The organism is Nonomuraea sp. NPDC050540, assembly GCF_044457485.1.
Taxonomy (GTDB): Bacteria; Actinomycetota; Actinomycetes; order Streptosporangiales; family Streptosporangiaceae; genus Nonomuraea.
This window is the reverse complement of sequence record NZ_JBITHA010000022.1, coordinates 1-16,271: the sequence shown is the minus strand read 5'-3', so window position 1 is coordinate 16,271 and position 16,271 is coordinate 1. Positions and strand designations below refer to the sequence as shown.

Annotated in this window: 18 protein-coding genes; 13 read left to right on the top strand and 5 right to left on the bottom strand. The window is 69.8% G+C overall.

The features are described from left to right. Positions 1 to 17: 17 nt before the first annotated feature. Complete coding sequence (locus tag ACIBI5_RS46610; protein WP_397257090.1) at positions 18 to 626, bottom strand: TetR/AcrR family transcriptional regulator; 609 nt, start codon at positions 624 to 626, stop codon at positions 18 to 20. A 96-nt stretch (positions 627 to 722) separates the two neighbouring features. On the opposite strand from ACIBI5_RS46610, the gene ACIBI5_RS46605 reads away from it, so the two are divergent. Further along, entirely contained in the window at positions 723 to 1,091 is a 369-nt protein-coding gene (locus ACIBI5_RS46605) for a DoxX family protein (RefSeq protein WP_397257088.1), read from the top strand. 171 nt (positions 1,092 to 1,262) lie between these two features. Here ACIBI5_RS46605 and ACIBI5_RS46600 read toward each other — a convergent pair whose 3' ends face one another. Then, positions 1,263 to 1,724, bottom strand: coding sequence for a hypothetical protein (locus ACIBI5_RS46600; protein ID WP_397257086.1), 462 nt, complete (start codon positions 1,722 to 1,724; stop codon positions 1,263 to 1,265). Positions 1,725 to 1,858: 134 nt separating this feature from the next. Here ACIBI5_RS46600 and ACIBI5_RS46595 point away from each other — a divergent pair, with 134 nt between their 5' ends. The 4 genes from ACIBI5_RS46595 to ACIBI5_RS46580 all read left to right on the top strand — a co-directional run bounded on the left by ACIBI5_RS46595 (position 1,859) and on the right by ACIBI5_RS46580 (position 5,866). After that, positions 1,859 to 2,131 (top strand): hypothetical protein, encoded by a 273-nt coding sequence (locus ACIBI5_RS46595; protein WP_397257084.1) that lies wholly within the window; start codon positions 1,859 to 1,861, stop codon positions 2,129 to 2,131. Positions 2,132 to 2,201: 70 nt separating this feature from the next. Next, positions 2,202 to 2,789, top strand: coding sequence for a dihydrofolate reductase family protein (locus tag ACIBI5_RS46590; RefSeq protein WP_397257082.1), 588 nt, complete (start codon positions 2,202 to 2,204; stop codon positions 2,787 to 2,789). Positions 2,790 to 2,799: 10 nt separating this feature from the next. Continuing rightward, complete coding sequence (locus ACIBI5_RS46585; RefSeq protein ID WP_397257081.1) at positions 2,800 to 3,906, top strand: serine hydrolase domain-containing protein; 1,107 nt, start codon at positions 2,800 to 2,802, stop codon at positions 3,904 to 3,906. A gap of 115 nt (positions 3,907 to 4,021) precedes the next feature. Further along, complete coding sequence (locus tag ACIBI5_RS46580) at positions 4,022 to 5,866, top strand: M4 family metallopeptidase (protein WP_397257079.1); 1,845 nt, start codon at positions 4,022 to 4,024, stop codon at positions 5,864 to 5,866. On the opposite strand, the gene ACIBI5_RS46575 is transcribed toward ACIBI5_RS46580, so the two are convergent. Then, positions 5,856 to 6,794, bottom strand: a complete 939-nt coding sequence (locus tag ACIBI5_RS46575; RefSeq protein WP_397257077.1) for a GntR family transcriptional regulator — start codon at positions 6,792 to 6,794, stop codon at positions 5,856 to 5,858. The two genes, ACIBI5_RS46580 and ACIBI5_RS46575, sit on opposite strands and share 11 nt — an antisense overlap. Before the next feature lie 156 nt (positions 6,795 to 6,950). On the opposite strand from ACIBI5_RS46575, the gene ACIBI5_RS46570 reads away from it, so the two are divergent. Continuing rightward, positions 6,951 to 8,297 (top strand): carotenoid oxygenase family protein, encoded by a 1,347-nt coding sequence (locus tag ACIBI5_RS46570; protein ID WP_397257075.1) that lies wholly within the window; start codon positions 6,951 to 6,953, stop codon positions 8,295 to 8,297. Positions 8,298 to 8,301: 4 nt separating this feature from the next. On the opposite strand, the gene ACIBI5_RS46565 is transcribed toward ACIBI5_RS46570, so the two are convergent. Next, entirely contained in the window at positions 8,302 to 8,823 is a 522-nt protein-coding gene (locus tag ACIBI5_RS46565) for a hypothetical protein (RefSeq protein WP_397257073.1), read from the bottom strand. 125 nt (positions 8,824 to 8,948) lie between these two features. Between ACIBI5_RS46565 and rph the strand changes: the two genes are divergently transcribed. Together rph and ACIBI5_RS46555 are read left to right on the top strand one after the other, a co-directional pair. Beyond that, the gene (gene rph, locus ACIBI5_RS46560; RefSeq protein ID WP_397257310.1) at positions 8,949 to 11,495 is read left to right on the top strand and encodes a rifamycin-inactivating phosphotransferase; all 2,547 of its coding nucleotides are present in this window, start codon (positions 8,949 to 8,951) and stop codon (positions 11,493 to 11,495) included. 85 nt (positions 11,496 to 11,580) lie between these two features. Then, positions 11,581 to 11,952 (top strand): MarR family transcriptional regulator, encoded by a 372-nt coding sequence (locus ACIBI5_RS46555; RefSeq protein WP_397257071.1) that lies wholly within the window; start codon positions 11,581 to 11,583, stop codon positions 11,950 to 11,952. Here the strand turns inward: ACIBI5_RS46555 and ACIBI5_RS46550 are convergent. Further along, positions 11,888 to 12,208 carry a hypothetical protein gene (locus ACIBI5_RS46550; protein WP_397257069.1) on the bottom strand — a complete coding sequence of 107 codons (321 nt, stop codon included), beginning with the start codon at positions 12,206 to 12,208 and terminating at the stop codon, positions 11,888 to 11,890. The two genes, ACIBI5_RS46555 and ACIBI5_RS46550, sit on opposite strands and share 65 nt — an antisense overlap. Positions 12,209 to 12,229: 21 nt before the next feature. Here ACIBI5_RS46550 and ACIBI5_RS46545 point away from each other — a divergent pair, with 21 nt between their 5' ends. The 5 genes from ACIBI5_RS46545 to ACIBI5_RS46525 all read left to right on the top strand — a co-directional run bounded on the left by ACIBI5_RS46545 (position 12,230) and on the right by ACIBI5_RS46525 (position 15,923). After that, the gene (locus tag ACIBI5_RS46545; RefSeq protein ID WP_397257067.1) at positions 12,230 to 12,376 is read left to right on the top strand and encodes a hypothetical protein; all 147 of its coding nucleotides are present in this window, start codon (positions 12,230 to 12,232) and stop codon (positions 12,374 to 12,376) included. Continuing rightward, positions 12,373 to 12,741 carry a hypothetical protein gene (locus ACIBI5_RS46540; protein ID WP_397257065.1) on the top strand — a complete coding sequence of 123 codons (369 nt, stop codon included), beginning with the start codon at positions 12,373 to 12,375 and terminating at the stop codon, positions 12,739 to 12,741. The genes ACIBI5_RS46545 and ACIBI5_RS46540 overlap by 4 nt, the downstream gene beginning before the upstream one ends. A 340-nt stretch (positions 12,742 to 13,081) precedes the next feature. Beyond that, the gene (locus tag ACIBI5_RS46535) at positions 13,082 to 14,068 is read left to right on the top strand and encodes an ArsR/SmtB family transcription factor (protein WP_397257063.1); all 987 of its coding nucleotides are present in this window, start codon (positions 13,082 to 13,084) and stop codon (positions 14,066 to 14,068) included. 28 nt (positions 14,069 to 14,096) lie between these two features. Beyond that, positions 14,097 to 14,444 carry a hypothetical protein gene (locus ACIBI5_RS46530; protein WP_397257061.1) on the top strand — a complete coding sequence of 116 codons (348 nt, stop codon included), beginning with the start codon at positions 14,097 to 14,099 and terminating at the stop codon, positions 14,442 to 14,444. A gap of 480 nt (positions 14,445 to 14,924) precedes the next feature. Then, positions 14,925 to 15,923: an aldo/keto reductase gene (locus ACIBI5_RS46525; RefSeq protein WP_397257059.1), complete on the top strand. Its 999-nt coding sequence runs from the start codon at positions 14,925 to 14,927 to the stop codon at positions 15,921 to 15,923. Positions 15,924 to 16,271: the final 348 nt, after the last annotated feature.

Here is a 16,271-nt window from a genome sequence, read left to right as displayed (position 1 = left end):
GAGCGAATGTTCGTTCTCTATGGTACGGCTTGCGCGGGCGCCGACATCAGGGCCCGCATACCGTTCCTGAAAGCCGCCGAATCCGCGTAGCCGTACACCGCGCGACGCACCAGGAACCCGTCGACCAGAGCCATCAGGACATCGGCCACCTGCTCGGCGGGGACGTCGGCGGGAAGCAGGCCGCGCCGCTGATGCCGCGCCACGAGGCCGCCGACCACGCCGCGGGCCTCCGCCATGACCTCCTTCAGCTTCGTGCCCAGCGACGGCGACCGCAGCGCCTCCGACCAGACCTGGACCAGCAGCTGAGCCGACTCCCGCGACCCGGACAGCGGCGGGCGCTCGACCCCCAGCACCAGATCGACGATGCTGTCCAGATCCGGCGGCCGCGCACCGTCGTCCGCCTCGAACGCCGACGCGACCTCGGCCAGCGCCTCGGCCGCGGTCGCCGCGATGATGTCATCCTTGCTCTTGAAATAGCGATAGACGGCCCCGGCCGACAACGCGGCCTCGGCCAGCACGTCCTGCATGGACGTGGCATGGAAGCCGTTGCGGATGAAGCAGCGCCGGGCGGCGTCCAGGATCTGACGGCGGCGGGCTTCGAGGTGCTCCTTGGGCATGCGTGCCATGGCATCCAACGTAGAACGAACGTTCGCCCTTGACAAACGCGCCCCTCCAAGAATAGAGAAGGAACGTTCGCTTTCTTTGTTGTGAAGGGTTGCGCCATGTCGATTGCCACCAACACCTTGAGCGCCCTGATCGCTCTCGTCTTCCTGCTCGCCGGAGCGCAAAAGGTCCGGCTACAGGCTTCGGTGACGGCCAACCTGCTGAGGCTAGGAGTCGGCCCGGCGATGACCCGCTCGATCGGCACCCTGGAAATCACCGGCGCGCTCGGGCTCGCAGCCGGCCTCTGGTTCAAGCCGCTCGCCGTCACGGCCGCGACCGGCCTCACGCTGCTGCTGATCGGCGCCGTGGGATTCCACCTCCGCGCCCGCGACTTCACCCACCGGCGCCACCGCTCCCACGCCATGGCGCCGGTGGTGCTGGCCGTGGCCACCGGAACGACCACCGCCCTGCTGCTCGCGACTTCCTGAGCGAAGAACACGGTGACAGAGCGTCAAGATCGAGCTGGCGGGTGGCCGGCGAGGACCCGGCTGCGCGAAGGCGGCGCCGGCCTCGCCCAGATCCCCACCTCGCCGTACGGGCTGACCCGCAATGACGTGGGCCGCCTCGCTCATCGAGCGAGGCGGCCGTCTGACGATCGCTCAGACAATCCACCAATCACAGTCCGGGATTCCGTTGTCGTCATCGACGCATACCGTGACGACGACGGCGAACCCCAGATCGGTGACATAGACCGTGTACCTGCCCCACTCGAAGACCTTGCGCGCCATGTCGTCGAACGTCGTATCCGGGGTGAGCGGGCTGATCTCGCCCCGCCCCGGCAACTGGTCGAAGCGGCGCTCGGCGACGATCTGCTCGAACTTCTCCCTGGGCATCGACGCGTCGGCGGCATAGATGGTCGCCCGTACCGGGTCGCCGGTCGGCCGGCCGATCTGCTTTTCGACGATCTGCTGGAACTCCCGGATCGTCAGCCTGCCCTCGCGCAAGTTGATCGGGAACCCGTCCTCGGCGTGCGACGGGCTGATGGTGAGGGTGGCCAGTACGGCGATGCCGACGACCGCGGCGACACCCACCCGGATGATGTTGACGAGCATCTTGCGCATGTTCGGGACTCCCCTGTGTGGTCTGTTCTCGCCCGGCCAGGATGGCAACGGCTTCCGGTGCTCTACTCCTGGAGGCGTTCCATCCCGTTCCATCCAGGTGCCGCAGGGCCGCGACGGCGACACCGTCCGCGGCCGTGACCGCGTCTTCGACGGCCGCGGCCTCTGACACGGACCCGACCACGCCAAGGGCCGCGCCTGGCAGGATCGAGGCAGAGGGCGACGTCGCGGTGGCCCGCCGCCCCAGGTGCCGCATCGCCAAACAGCATCAGGCCCGCGTCCGCGAGAGCGCCGCCGTCGCCGCCCTCCTGGCCACGCGGGGCGTACCGCCCCAAGGCATGAGCGCCGAGCCGGCCGAACGGGTCGGACGAGCGTTCCACGCGACCGGCGGCACCGCCAGAGCCCCTTGAAGCCTTCGGCGGAGATGAGTTTCGCCGTGGCCGCGGGTCTGTACGTCCGACGGCACCCGAGGAGGGCATCATGACCGCTTCCTACACCTTCGACGTCTTCTCCAGCCTCGACGGCTTCGGCTCCGCCGGCGGCGACTGGGGCGGCTACTGGGGCAAGCAGGGCCCCGAACTGCTTGAGCGCCGATTCGCCCTGTACGGGCAGGAGCAGCGGATGGTCTTCGGCGCCACCACGCATCGGGCGTTCGCGCGGATGCTGGCCACGAGCGCCGAGGACTCGGGGGTCCATGACCCCTGGGTCACCCGGATGCTGAACCTGCCCGCGACGGTGGTGTCGGCCACGCTGCGGGGTCCGCTCGACCGGCCGGACGCGACCGTCGCGAGCGGCGACGCGGTCGACGTCGTCGCCGCGCTCAAGGAGACCTCCGGGGTGCCGTTGCGTTCGCACGGCAGCCTGTCGATGAACCGGGCGCTGATGGCCGCCGGCCTGGTCGACTACGTCCAGGTGACGCTCTTCCCCGTGATCACCGGCCAGACCGGGCAGGACCCCGTCTTCAAGGGCGCGCTCGACTTCGACCTCGAACTGATCGAGCACCGGACGCTCGACGGCCACACCCAGGAACTCATCTACCGGCCCACGCTGCATACCCCCATGGGGTAGCGTGAGTGACATGAGGACCCAAGGTTTCGCCGAACCCGGCTACGAACGCGTACGCGAGGTCTTCCAGGACCTCCTCGACAGCGGCCGCGAGACCGGCGCCGGCGTCTCGGTCTGGCGCGACGGCCGCGAGGTGGTGAACCTGTCCGGCGGGTGGGCCGACACCGCACGCACCCGGCCCTGGCGGTCCGACACCCTCGTCATGCCGTACTCCCTGTCCAAGGCCTTCGTCACCGTCGCCGCCCTGGTGGCGGTGCGCGACGGCGCCCTGAGCCTGGACGAGCCCCTCGCCGCACGCTGGCCCGAGTACGGCGTCAACGGCAAGCGGGCCACCACCCTCCGCCAGGTGCTCACCCATCGGGCCGGCCAGCCGCGCTTCCCCGCAGGGGCCGCCGACACGGACCTGCTGGACGAGGCGGCGCTGCGGGAGAGCCTGGTGCACGCGCCCCCGGAGTACACCCCCGGCACCAGACTGGGCGAACACGCACTGACCTATGGCCACCTGGTGGACGCCGCCCTGCGCGCGACGGCGGGCACGACCCTCGGCCAGATCCACAACGAGGTGGTACGCCCCGCGCTCGACCTGGACGCCTGGTTCGGCGTACCCGAGCGGCACCTGGATCGCGTCGCCGACCTGGAGTACGCCGACCCGGCCTGGCCCCGGCAGCTGCACGCCGCCCCCTGGCTCCAGATCCCCGCCGGTGCCCTCGACACCGCCCGCACCAACTCCACCATATGGCGCCAAACCGTCTTCGGCGCGGTCAACCTCCAGTCCACCGCCACCACCATCGCCCGCTTCTTCTCCCACCTCACCGACCCCGCGGGCCCGGTTCGCGAACTCCTGGGCCGCGAACTCCACGAGGAACTGCTGGCCGCCCAGGTCACCGACTTCGACGAGGTCTTCGGGACCCGGATCACCTGGACCCTCGGCTTCGTCCGCGACTCCGGCAAGATCGCCAAAGGCGGCATCGGCGGCTCGGCCGGCTGGTGGTCGCGTACCCACCGCCACGCCGCCGCCTACCTGACCCGCCGCCTGGCCGACCACTCCCGCGCCGCCGAAATCGCCAATGCCCTCGGCGACGACCTGCGCGTCGTGGGCGAGGACCAGCAGCCGTCCTGACTCGGACATTGACCGCGTGTGTCTCATCGGATCGAATGCAAGAGGCTCCTCCCCCATCCGCAGCCGGCAGCCCGGCACCTCCGCCGCTGCCGCCCAGCTCGAAGGAGCGCCTCCCGTGAGACGCCGTGTCGCGTTAGCCATGGTCACGGGCACCGTCAGTGTGCTCGTGACCCTCTCGATCCCACCCGCCTCCGCCGACCCGCCGAAGACATCGGATCGCGTCACCGCGGCCACCGACCACCTGGTGGCCTCCAGGCCCGCCCTGCTGCACAGCTCGCCCAAGGACGCCTACACCCGCCATCGAGTGATCGCCGGTCAGGGCGGCCTGCGCTACACCCCCTACACCCGCACCTACGCGGGCCTGCCGGTCCACGGCGGCGACTTCGTCGTGGTCACCGACGCCGCCGGCGGCGTACTGAGCACCTCGGTCTCGCAGGAGGCCGCCCTGCAAGTGGACACCACCCCCAAGCTCAGCGCGCAGGAGGCCGCCCGCCTGGCCGGGGCCCAGCTGAGCGAGGTCGCGTCGGTCGCCGCCCCCAAGCTGAGCGTCATGGCGGAAGGAAGCGGCCGCCTAGTCTACGAGGTCGTGGTCACCGGCGCCGACCGGGGCAGGCCGAGCAGGCTGCACGTCTTCGTCGACGCCCGTACCGGCGCGATCGCGCAGAAGTCCGACGAGGTCATGGCAGGGGTGGGCAACAGCTTCTACAACGGCGACCCCGTCACCATCCCGACGCGCCACTCCGGCGGCGTCTACTCCATGACCGACCTGATGCGCCCGGGGATGGGCTGCGGCGGGCAGAACGGCGTGGCCTACACCGGGTCCGACGACTCCTGGGGCAACGGCAGCGGCACCAACCTGGAGACCGCCTGCGTGGACACGCTGTACGCGGCCGACCAGGAGTGGCAGATGCTCGACGTCTGGCTGAACCGTGACGGCTTCGACGGCTTGGGGCGCGGTTTCCCCGCCCGCGTCGGCCTGAACGACGTCAACGCCTACTGGAACGGGACCTACACCAGCTTCGGCCGTACCGCCGACAGCCGCCGCCAGGCCACCTCGATGGACGTGGTGGCGCACGAGTACGGGCACGCCATCTTCGCCCACACCCCGGGCCAGGATTACGGCACCAACGAGAAGATGATCCTGAACGAGTCCTCCGGCGACATCTTCGGCGCGCTGACCGAGCACTACGCCAACCAGCCCGCCACCCTCGACCCGCCCGACTACATGGTCGGCGAGGAGGTCAACATCGCCGGCACCGGCCCGATCCGCTACATGTACCGGCCCTCCACGCTGAGCGGCCACCCGGACTGCTTCTCCAGCCAGGTGCCGCCCATGATGCCCCAGATCGGAGCCGGAGTTCAGAACCACTGGTTCTACCTGCTGGCCGAGGGCAGCAACCCGGCCAACAGCCGGCCGCCGAGCCCGACCTGCGACAACTCCATCATCGCCGGGCTCGGCATCCGCAAGGCCGGCCAGATCTTCATGGGCACGCTGCTGCGCAAGACCCAGATCTGGACTCACCAGCGGGCCCGCAGGGCCTCCCTGGACGCGGCCGCCCAGCTGTTCCCCGGCTCCTGCGTGGAGTTGAAGACCGTGCGGACCGCCTGGAACGCCGTGCGGGTTCCCTCCGTGGCCGGTGAGCCCCAGGGCTGCTCGAACACCTTCGGGATCACGCTCACCCCGGCCTCGGTGACCGTCCGGCCCGGCGACCAGGTGAGCGTCGCCGTCTCCACGGTGACCGCCGTGCCCCCCGCGCAGAACATCAGCCTGTACGCCACCGGCCTGCCCCCGGGCACGACGGCCGGGTTCGCCCCGCCCGCCATCACCTCCGGCGCCGGCTCCACGCTGACACTGACGGCCGGCGCCGCCACGGCACCGGGCACCTACCACATCCCGGTGCGCGCCAACGGCACCTCCACCGACCGCATCGCCGTCCTCACCCTGACCGTCACCGCGTGACCGTCCGCGCAGGGTTCCGCGCCTGGGGCCCTGCGCCTCGCCGGCCGACGAGCACGGCGATGCCGTCCAGCACGCGCTGCAGCCCGAACTCGAAGAACGCGGTCAGGTCGAACTCCTGGGGCGTCTCAGCCGCGGGAAGGGCGCCGGACGGCAGGCCGGCCTGGAAGATCGGCATGTGGGAGGTGAACCACTGGTCCGAGGTCAGGCCGGTGTCGCGTTCTGACTCCGCCTGCTGCTCCAGGTTGGTGGCGGTGCCCCTGACGTAGTTGGCGACCGTCCACCACGCCATCTGGCCGGCCTCGGGGTCGAGCCCGAGATCGTGCACGGCCTTCATCGCCCAGTCCGCGTAGAGGAACAGGTTCGGCATCGGCTGGGGATGGGTGAGCGAGACCAGCCGGGGCAGCCAGGGATGTCGCAGGTAGAGGCGCCATTGGAGGCAGGCGGCGAGCTCCAGCCTGGCCCGCCAGCCCGCCGGCGGCGGGACGGGGAACTCCAGTTCGCCGAAGGCGGCGTCGGTCATCAGCGCGGCCAGGTCCTCCTTGCCGCGCACGTGGCGGTACAGCGACATGGTGGGCAGGGCGAGGGCGGCGGCGACGCTGCGCATGGAGACCGCGTCGAAGCCCTGGGCGTCGGCTATGGCGATCGCCGCGCCGACGACGCGTTCGCGGCCCGGCTTCGGGGGTGACGGGGCGGGCGCCGGCCGTACGAGGCGGCCGTTGGTCTGCTCCGCCACCACGGTGCCGGCCCGCGCGACGGTCACCACCACGCCCTCCTGGCGCAGCGCGGTCAGCGCCTTGGCGGCGGTCGCGGTGGCCACGCCCCACTGCTCGGCGACCTGCCGGGTGGACGGGACGCGGTCGCCGGGACGCAGCTCGCCCTCGGCGACGCGCCGCTTGATGTCGGCCATGATCTGCCGGTACCGGTCCATTGTGCTAGTACACAGCACGATGGGCCAGGGTGCCAAGTCTTCGAGGTCGCGGGCGGGTTTCCGCTCGTGCGCTGGCCTAGCACACCTTGTCCGAGCGCCTGTCCGCTGTTCTGTACGGCGTACCGTCGTCCTCGTACACCGTACAAAGGAGTGAACATGAGCAACCGCTATCTGGAAGGCCCCTTCGCCCCGGTGAAGGAGGAGGTGACCGCCCTCGACCTGCCGGTGACCGGCAGCCTTCCCTCCGACCTGGACGGGCGCTACCTGCGGATGGGGCCCAACCCGCTCGGCGTGGAGGATCCCGCCACCCACTTCTGGGCCTTCGGCGCCGGGATGGTGCACGGGGTCAGGATCCGGGACGGCCGCGCCGAGTGGTACCGCAACCGCTGGGTCCGCTCGGCCGAGGTCGAGGACGGGCTGCGCAGGATGGAACGCGGGCAGGAGCCCGGGTTCGTCGTGCCCTCCCCCAACATCCACGTGATCGGGCACGCCGGGCGCACGCTCGCCCTCATCGAGGGTGGCGGGCTCCCCCACGAACTGGGCTACGAACTGGACACGATCGGGCCGTGCCCGATGGGCGCCACCCCGGAGGGCTTCAGCGCCAACGCGCATTCCAAGGTGGATCCGCGCACCGGTGACCTGCACTCCCTGGCGTACCTGATGGGGCAGCCGTTCGCGCAGCACATCGTCACCGACCCGTCCGGAACGGTCACCCGCGCGACGAACATCCCCCTACAGGGAGTCCAGACCCCGTTCCTCCACGACTTCGCCCTGTCGCAGAACTACGTCATCGTCTTCGACATCCCCCTGGTCTTCACCATGGAGGCGATGTCCTTCCAGTGGGACCCGGCGTACCAGGCCCGCGTGGGCGTCCTTCCCCGGACGGGCGGAGAGGTCCGCTGGCTGCCGGTCGGCCCCTTCTACGTCAGCCACGTCCTCAACGCCCACGACGACGGCTCCACGATCACCGTCGACTTCATCCGGTCGGACGGCCCGGTCGACATCCTCGACCCGGGCGCGATCGAGCCGACGCTCGACCGCTGGACCATCGACCCGGTCGCCGGCACCGTCGATCAGCGGCGTCTCGACGACCGCGCGCAGGACTTCCCGCGGGTCAACGACGCGTTCGCCTCTCTCCCTCACCGCTTCGGCTACTCCGCCGTCACTCCCGTGTACGGCATGCCGTTCACCCTCGACGGCCCCCACCCCGACCAGTCGTTCACCAACGCGCTCGTCAAGCACGATCTACGGCACGGCACGACCGAGGTCCACGGGTTCGCGCGCGACGCGGCGGTCGGGGAGGCGACGTTCGCGGCCAACCCGTCCGGTGGCGGCGAGGAGGACGACGGCTACCTGATGGCCTACGTCGCCGACCCCGACCGCGGCGCCTCCGACCTGGTGATCCTGTCCGCCCAGGACTTCACCGGCCCGCCGGTGGCCCGCGTCCACCTGCCGGTCCGCGTCCCCCTCGGCTTCCACGGCAACTGGATCCCCGACGCCTGAGCCCTCAGGCGAGAGTGAGGGTCGTCAGGCCGGTCGTGCCCGTGAGGCCCGTGGTGAGGCACTGCAGGAGCTGCGTCTGCGGCAGGGTGATCGTCTGGAGGACCGTGCGGCCCTGGAAGCGTCCCGCGGTGACGGTTCCGGTGATCGTGGTGACGACCTGGCCGAGGACGGCGGTCGTGGAGCCGGAGACGGTGAGCGTGCTGGAGTCCCCGGTGCTCCAGGCGACGACGCGCTCGGCCTGGAAGGAGTCGAGGAGGTTGTTGCATCCGGCGGCGATGGTGAACGTCTCCCCGTACGAGCCGCTCGTCACCTGGCCTTCGCTGTCCACGCATGAGGTGAACCCGCCGGAGGTGGTGATGGTGATGTCGCGCGGCGTGAGGATGATGCTCGGGCTGTAGCTCACGCTCTCCGTTCCCTGACACTGCAGCAGCCCAAGCGCCGCGGGGGCGGCTTGGGCTGTGCCGGTGAGCGTGCTCGCGGCGAGCACGCCGGCGGCCACGAGGGCCGGCAGGCGGATCCAGGCCATCACGTTCTCCCTCAGGGCGGCGGTAGTGCTGTCGCTGGAGCGTCCCTCCCGTGACCTTGGACCACCACTGCCCTGCCGGCCACAGATCGCATACCGCGGACATCCGGTTGGATGGTGCCATGGCAATGATCGAGGAGTACGTGAGGGATCTTCGGGAGGCCGACGAGACGAAGGCCGCGGTCGTGGGCGGCAAGGCCGCGCATCTGGGCGCGCTGTCGCGGATCGAGGGCATCCGCGTGCCGGCCGGGTTCTGCGTGACGACGGCCGCCTTCCGCCGGATCATGGCGGAGGCGTCGATCGGCGACCGGCTCGATCAGCTGTCGCGCCTGAACCCCGATGACCGGGAGGCGATCCGCACGCTGAGCGCGGAGGTCCGCCGGACCGTCGAAGGGCTGGCCGTCCCGGACGATCTGGCGGCGGCGATCACCCAGGCGCTCGCCCGGCTCGGCGAGGAGACCGCCTGCGCCGTGCGATCCAGCGCGACGGCCGAGGACCTGCCGACGGCGTCCTTCGCCGGCCAGCAGGACACGTACCTGAACGTCGTGGGACAGGCGGCGATCCTCCGGCACGTCAGCCGGTGCTGGGCGTCGCTGTTCACCGAGCGGGCCGTGACCTATCGCCTGCGCAACGGCATCGGCCACCGCACGGTCCACATGGCCGTGGTCGTGCAGCGGATGGTCTTCGCGGACGCGGCCGGCGTCCTGTTCACGGCCGACCCCGTCACGGGCAACCGGAAGGTCGCCACCGTGGACGCCGGCTTCGGCCTCGGCGAGGCCCTGGTCTCCGGCCTGGTGAACCCGGACGTCTTCAAGGTGCGCGACGACGAGATCGTCGCCAGGAAGGCGGCCGGGACACGGGATGTGACGATCGATCCGCGGCGGCAGGAGCAGCCGGCGCTGACGGATGCGCAGGTGGTACGGCTCGTGCGGCTCGGACGGCGGATCGAAGCGCATTTCGGCCGCCCGCAGGACATCGAATGGTGCCTGGCCGGCGACGACTTCCAGATCGTGCAGAGCCGGCCGATCACCACGCTCTTCCCCGTCCCCGCGGCCCGCGACGGGGAGAACCGCGTCTACCTCTCCGTCGGCCATCAGCAGATGATGACCGACCCCATGAAGCCGCTGGGGCTCTCCATGTGGCAACTGACGGCCATGGCGCCGATGCAGGAGGCCGGCGGGAGGCTGTTCGTCGACGCCACCCGGCGCCTGGCCGCACCCGGCTTCCTGGAGATGGTGGGCAGATCCGATCCGCTGACCAGGGACGCGGTGGAGACCGTACTCGAGCGCGACGACTTCGTCCCGGCGTTTCCCGACGCCGGCCCCGGCGGGCCGCCGCCCGGCGGCCCGCCCGCCGCGATCGAGACCGATCCGGCCATCGTCACCGGGCTGATCGAGCGCAGCCAGGCCGCCATCGCCAACCTGCGGCACGCCATCAGGACGAAGACCGGACCGGCGCTGTTCGACTTCCTGCTGGAGGCGTTCCAGGAGCACAAGCGCGACCTCGGCGACCCCCTGAGCATGCGGGCGATCATGGCGGGGATGGACGCCACCTGGTGGCTCAACGACCGGCTGCTGGAATGGCTGGGCGAGAAGAACGCGGCCGACACCCTCACGCTGTCGGCCCCCGGCAACATCACCTCGGAGATGGGACTGGCGCTGCTCGACGTCGCCGACGTGGTCCGCGCGCATCCGGAGGTGGTGGCGTTCCTGCGGGGCGTCCAAGACGACGGCTTCCTGGACGAGCTGCCGAGGTTCGCGGGCGGGAGCGACGTGCGCGACGCCTTCGAGGGCTACCTTCACCGGTACGGCATGCGCTGCGTCGGCGAGATCGACATCACGCGGCCGCGCTGGCGCGAAAGCCCCGCCACGCTCGTGCCCGTGATCCTCGACAACGTGAGGAACTTCGAGCCGGGCGCCGCCGGACGGCGTTTCGAGCAAGGACGGCGGAAGGCGCAGGAGAAGGCGCGGGAGGTGCTCGAACGCCTGCGGGCCCTGCCGGACGGGGAGCACAAGGCCGGCGAGACCCAGCGCATGATCGACCGGGTCCGGACCTTCATCGGCTACCGGGAGTACCCGAAGTACGGCATCATCAGCCGCTATTTCGTCTACAAGCAGGCCTTGCTGGGCGAGGCCGAGCGCCTCGTGCGGGCCGGCGTGCTCACCGAGAAGGAGGACGTCTTCTACCTCACGTTCCAGGAGTTCCACGACGTCGCGCGCTCGCACCAGGTGGATGACGAGCTCATCCGGCGGCGCAAGGAGGAGTTCCGGTCCTACCACGCGCTCACGCCGCCCCGGGTGCTCACCTCCGACGGCGAGGCCGTCACCGGGACGTACCGGCGCGACGACGTGCCGGGCGGCGCGCTGGTCGGCCTGCCGGTCTCCGCCGGGACCGTCGAAGGACGCGCCCGCGTCATCCTGGACATGGCCCAGGCCGATCTCGAACCGGGTGACATCCTCGTCACGGCCCACACGGACCCGAGCTGGACACCCCTCTTCGTCGCCGTCGCCGGCCTGGTGACGGAGGTCGGAGGCCTGATGACGCACGGCGCGGTGATCGCGCGGGAGTACGGCCTGCCGGCCGTCGTCAGCGTGGTCGACGCCACCCGGCTGATTCCCGATGGGCAACGGATCCGCGTACACGGAAGCGACGGGTACGTCGAGCTCCTGCCCTGACCGTTGGGTACGGCGGAATCCTCGCTGCCAGGGGATAGACGCATGCTCTAGGTATGCTCGTGTCAAGGACGCACCTGGAGCTGTGATGAACGACGACGACCAGGTACTGGCCGTGATGCCGCGCCTCGCGCAGCTGGGCGCGGAGCAGATGCGGCTCGTCCAGCCGCACGTCACGCGCCAGGTCCGGCAGCTGGAGCGGCGCGGCCCGATACGCCGCACGGGCGAGCCCGGCGACCGCCGCGTCAGCTTCATCGAGCCCACCGGCGAGGGCCAGGCGGCCGCCGAGCTATACGCGCGCTCCCTCATCGGCTGGTTCGCCGGCGCCATCGCCCACCGGCCGCACCAGGACCGCGCCGACCTGGGCCGCCTGCCGGCCCGCTTCGCCGACGACGTCACCGCCCACCTGCCGGCCGTGACGGAGCCGGCAGAGCGGTCACCCGCTCCAGACCACCCTTGATGAGCCGCGCGTACTCGTCGTCGCCAAGCGCGCCGATCGTGGCCCGCGCCTGCCGCAGATGCTCACGGGCGCTTGCGAGATCGCCCAGTTTGCGATGGCACTCGCTCACGTTGAGATGCAGGGACGGATACGGGCCGGCCACCGGAAGCGCCACCCCCGCCTCCGCCACCCGCTCACCGGTGATCAGCCCGGCGGCGGCGAGCGCGCGCAGATCCCACATCAGCTCCCGGCCCACGTCGTCCTGCACGTCGGCCATCGCGTGGGCAAGGACGCAGATGTGCAGCGGATCGCCTTGCTCAGCACCGATGTCTTCCCAGATCTGTGCGAACAGCTCGCGGGCCGCCGCGAACTGGTCGCCGAACCCGCCTCGGCGTCCCCGTTGTCCGGCGTCGTCCTGTCGCTGTTCATGGCGCTGCCCCGGTGAAGGCGAGTGACCTGCTCAGACAACGGCTCGCGGCGCTCTCCGCGGCCGCCGAGGAGATCAGCGCCACCATCCGGCGCGCCCACGACCAGGACCTGGCCTGGTGGTTCCTGATCGAGCAGGACTACCGGCCGGCGAAGGTCGAGGCCGAACGGGCCTTCGTCGAACGACTCGCCGCATCCGTCGCCGGCGACGACTACCACCAGGCGTGGAACCACCACGTCAAGGGGTTGCTTCCTCCCAGGCGGCATGACGACGGTGGTCTCCGGCGTGACATCGCGGCCTCGGCGGTGTTCCGATCGCGCGGATCAGAGCGGGTGGCTTCGGGCCTGATCAACCCCGACCATTGTTCGCGGTTGATTGATTGAGGCCGCCGCCCTGAATCCAATCAACCGCCGCGTGCTACATCGGCAATAGACAGCCACGCGCTGTCTTCTCGTTCCCTGGAAGGAGTTGCCCCGATGCGGAAGCCCATGTTCGTGGTCGCGGGCGCCGTTACCGATACACCGCCTCCAGAGCCACGGCAGAAGCGCTTACCCCAGCTTTGTCGTGCGCCGCCGGCCGAACTCGTCCACGTCCATTCCACCCTGCCAATCTGACTGCCCCCGGCCGCCGTCGTTGCGGCAGACGAACTCAGAATTCAATCGCGTGTGCCTGCGGCACGACACCCCAGGAAGGTCAATGCGTATCAGGCGCTACACCTTATCCGTGGAAGACCTGGCCAAGACCCGGCTGATCGGGACGCTGGGACCGCTTGCCGAGACGGCTTTCGCTCTTCAGACGCTGCAGCACACCGCGAGTCCCGCACTGTTCGAAGCGTGGCGGAAAACCGCGAGGAAACGTATTCCGCCGCAGGCCGCGGCCCTCACACGATTCATCGCCCCAGCCCACAGCGTCATTCTGGACGTGCCTTCGCTCGTGGGCGTACACGCGGAAATGGATGACGCGCTCGACCGGCTGCACGGCGTACCCCAGTGGATGCTGTACGCGGAGGTCGACTATGTGGTGGGCTCCCGCCGGGTACCCGATCCGGTCGGTCAGCTCGCCTACGGCGACGGGCCGGCACGTACGGCGCTGGTGCGGGCGCTCAAGACGGGATTCTCCGCCACGGTCGAGCCTTATTGGGACCGGGTCAAAGGGCATCTCGAGGCGCGGACTCTGGTTGCCTCGCGGGTTCTCGCCGCGCACGGTATCGCCGGGCTGCTGAGTTCGCATCCGTCGCTGACGTGGAATCCGCCGGTTCTGGAGCTTCGCAGAAGAACAGCCTCGAATGACCCCTGGAACGCGACGTTGAGCGACTTCTGCCTGGAGGGACGCGGACTCGACATCGCATTCTCCCTGTTTTCTCCTTGGCCCAGCATGCTCCATCCCGAAGACACGCAGCGGCCCTTCATTCTCGTTCTGCCGGCGCGGCCGACGTTGCAGGCGGGGGCCGACATCTGGTCCAAGGGTGAGCATGCCGATCATCGGCGCCTGGCCGCTTTGCTGGGCCGTACCCGCGCCGCGGTTCTGGAGTCCGTCGCCGAAGGACGCACGACCGGTGAGATCGCCCGCCACCTGAACATCTCCTCCGCGGGCGCCAGCCAGCACGCGACCGTACTGCGTGAGGCCGGGCTGATCACCACACAGAGACATCGCAACACCGTGATCCACACCCTGACCGCGTTGGGGGCCATGCTCCTCAACGGCGGGTGAAGAGAAACGCTCAAATGGAGGAAAGACCATGAGAAAGCCCGCAGCGCTCGCCCTCGCCGGCATCGCCATGATCGGCGCACTCGCCGCCACTCCCGCTCCCGCCGCCGCTGCTGCTGCCATCGGGCGACTTGTCCTGACAACGGACACCGGCTCCTCAAGCCAGCTCATCTACGGCGGCTGCGAGAACCCCGTGCTCACCCATGCTCCCTCCGGCTTGGCGACCTTCAACAACACGCCCGCGCCGGGCTGCGCCGTCTGGCTCAGCAACGGGAGCCAGCGCTTCGTACTGTGCGCGGGCCAAGGCACCGTGCCCGCCGTCTACGCCAACAACGCCCTCATCCACATCCGGCAAGGCACCAGCCTTCCCTGCCTTTAGGCCTCCCAGCAGCAATGCCGTTCCCCGCGCGGGCGGATCCAGACTGACCGGTGAAACCCGGATCGAGCCGCACCACCCGAGCCGACACACCCACCTACGGGGCCTGCCAACTTGCTGGGCGGTTCACCGCCCGTGCGGGAGCCAGGCTGACCCGCGAGACCCGGACCGACCCGCTGCAACCAGACCGACACGCACGACCCGAGTTCCCTCGCAGGTCTTGGGGTGACCAGGGGATCGTGAAGGCGGCAGGGCAGGACTTCTGGTGATCTTGACGATGGGCCTCGCAGCCGGGCCTGACGCCACCGGAGGCACAGGGCAGTGGCTGATTCCTGGGTGGCTGTCCGGCTGGGCCGGGCCGGGTCAGGCCGGGCCGAGTCGGGCCGGTTGGGTGGCCGAGATGGTCGGTTGGGCGGTCCGCGTCGCTTGGAAGTTGCGGTGACAGATTTTGAAATCTGTCATCCCATATGCCATAGTGAAGCCATGCGAACTCTGGGAAACAACGGACCGTCGGTGTCAGCGCTCGGTCTTGGGTGCATGGGCATGTCGGATCTGTATGGGCCGGCCGACGAGGCCGAGTCCGTCGCCACGATTCGGGCGGCGCTGGATGCCGGTGTCACCCTTCTCGACACCGGCGACTTCTACGGGATGGGGCACAACGAGCTGCTCATCCAGGAGGCGCTTCGGGGAAGGGACCGCGCCGCCGTACAGATCAGTGTGAAGTTCGGCGCGCAGCGCGACTTCGACGGGAACTGGCTCGGGTACGACGGGCGACCGGTGGCGGTCAAGACGTCGCTGGCGTATACGTTGCGGCGGTTGCGCACGGATCATGTGGATGTGTATCGGCTGTCGCGGGTGGATCCGGCGGTGCCCGTCGAGGAGACCATCGGGGCCATCGCGGACGAGGTCGCCAAGGGGCATGTGCGCTACATCGGACTGTCCGAGGCTGGAGTCGGGACGATTCGGCGGGCGCAGGCGGTGCATCCGATCGCGGATCTGCAGATCGAGTACTCGCTGCTTTCGCGTGGGATCGAGAACGAGATCCTGCCCGTCTGCCGAGAGCTGGGGATCGGGGTGACAGCTTACGGGGTGTTGTCGCGGGGCCTGCTCAGCGGCCGCTGGGACAAGGACCGTCAGTTGGCGGCGGGCGACTTCCGCTCCGTGAGCCCTCGGTTCTCCAGTGAGAACCTCGCCCACAATCTGGCGCTGGTCGACGCCCTCCGGGAACTCGCCGACGCCAAGGGGGCCACGGTGGCTCAGCTGGCGATCGCTTGGGTTCTGGCGCAGGGTGAGGACATTGTCCCGCTCATCGGGGCGCGTCGCCGGGATCGCCTGTCCGAGGCCATGGGCGCGCTGGACTTCGCCCTCACACCTGCCGACCTGGCAGCCATCGAGACCGCCGTCCCGCAGGGCTCGGCTGCCGGCGCACGGTACGCCGAACAGCAGATGGCCCACCTCGACAGCGAAATCACCACCTCCTGAACCCCCTCGCCCCACACCGCCTGCCGCTACGATGCGGCCCCGCCCGGGTCACAGGGCCTGCCACTGCGATGCGGCCCTGCCCGGATCACAGCGCCGCCCGTCCTGCAGACTCAGAACAACTTGTCCTGCAGACTCAGAACAACTTGTCCTGCAGACTCAGAACAACTTGTCCTGCAGACTCAGAACAAGTCCGCCCAGGCCGGGCACAAACCGAAACGATCACTCCAAGTGAGCACTCACCTCCTCTGCGCCGGGGAGTGTCAACTTAACGGCTGATCTTGGTTGTTGAAGGGGTCAGAAGTTGGCGGGGGTGAGGCGGCCCTCGAAGGCGATCTGGAAGGCGTTCAA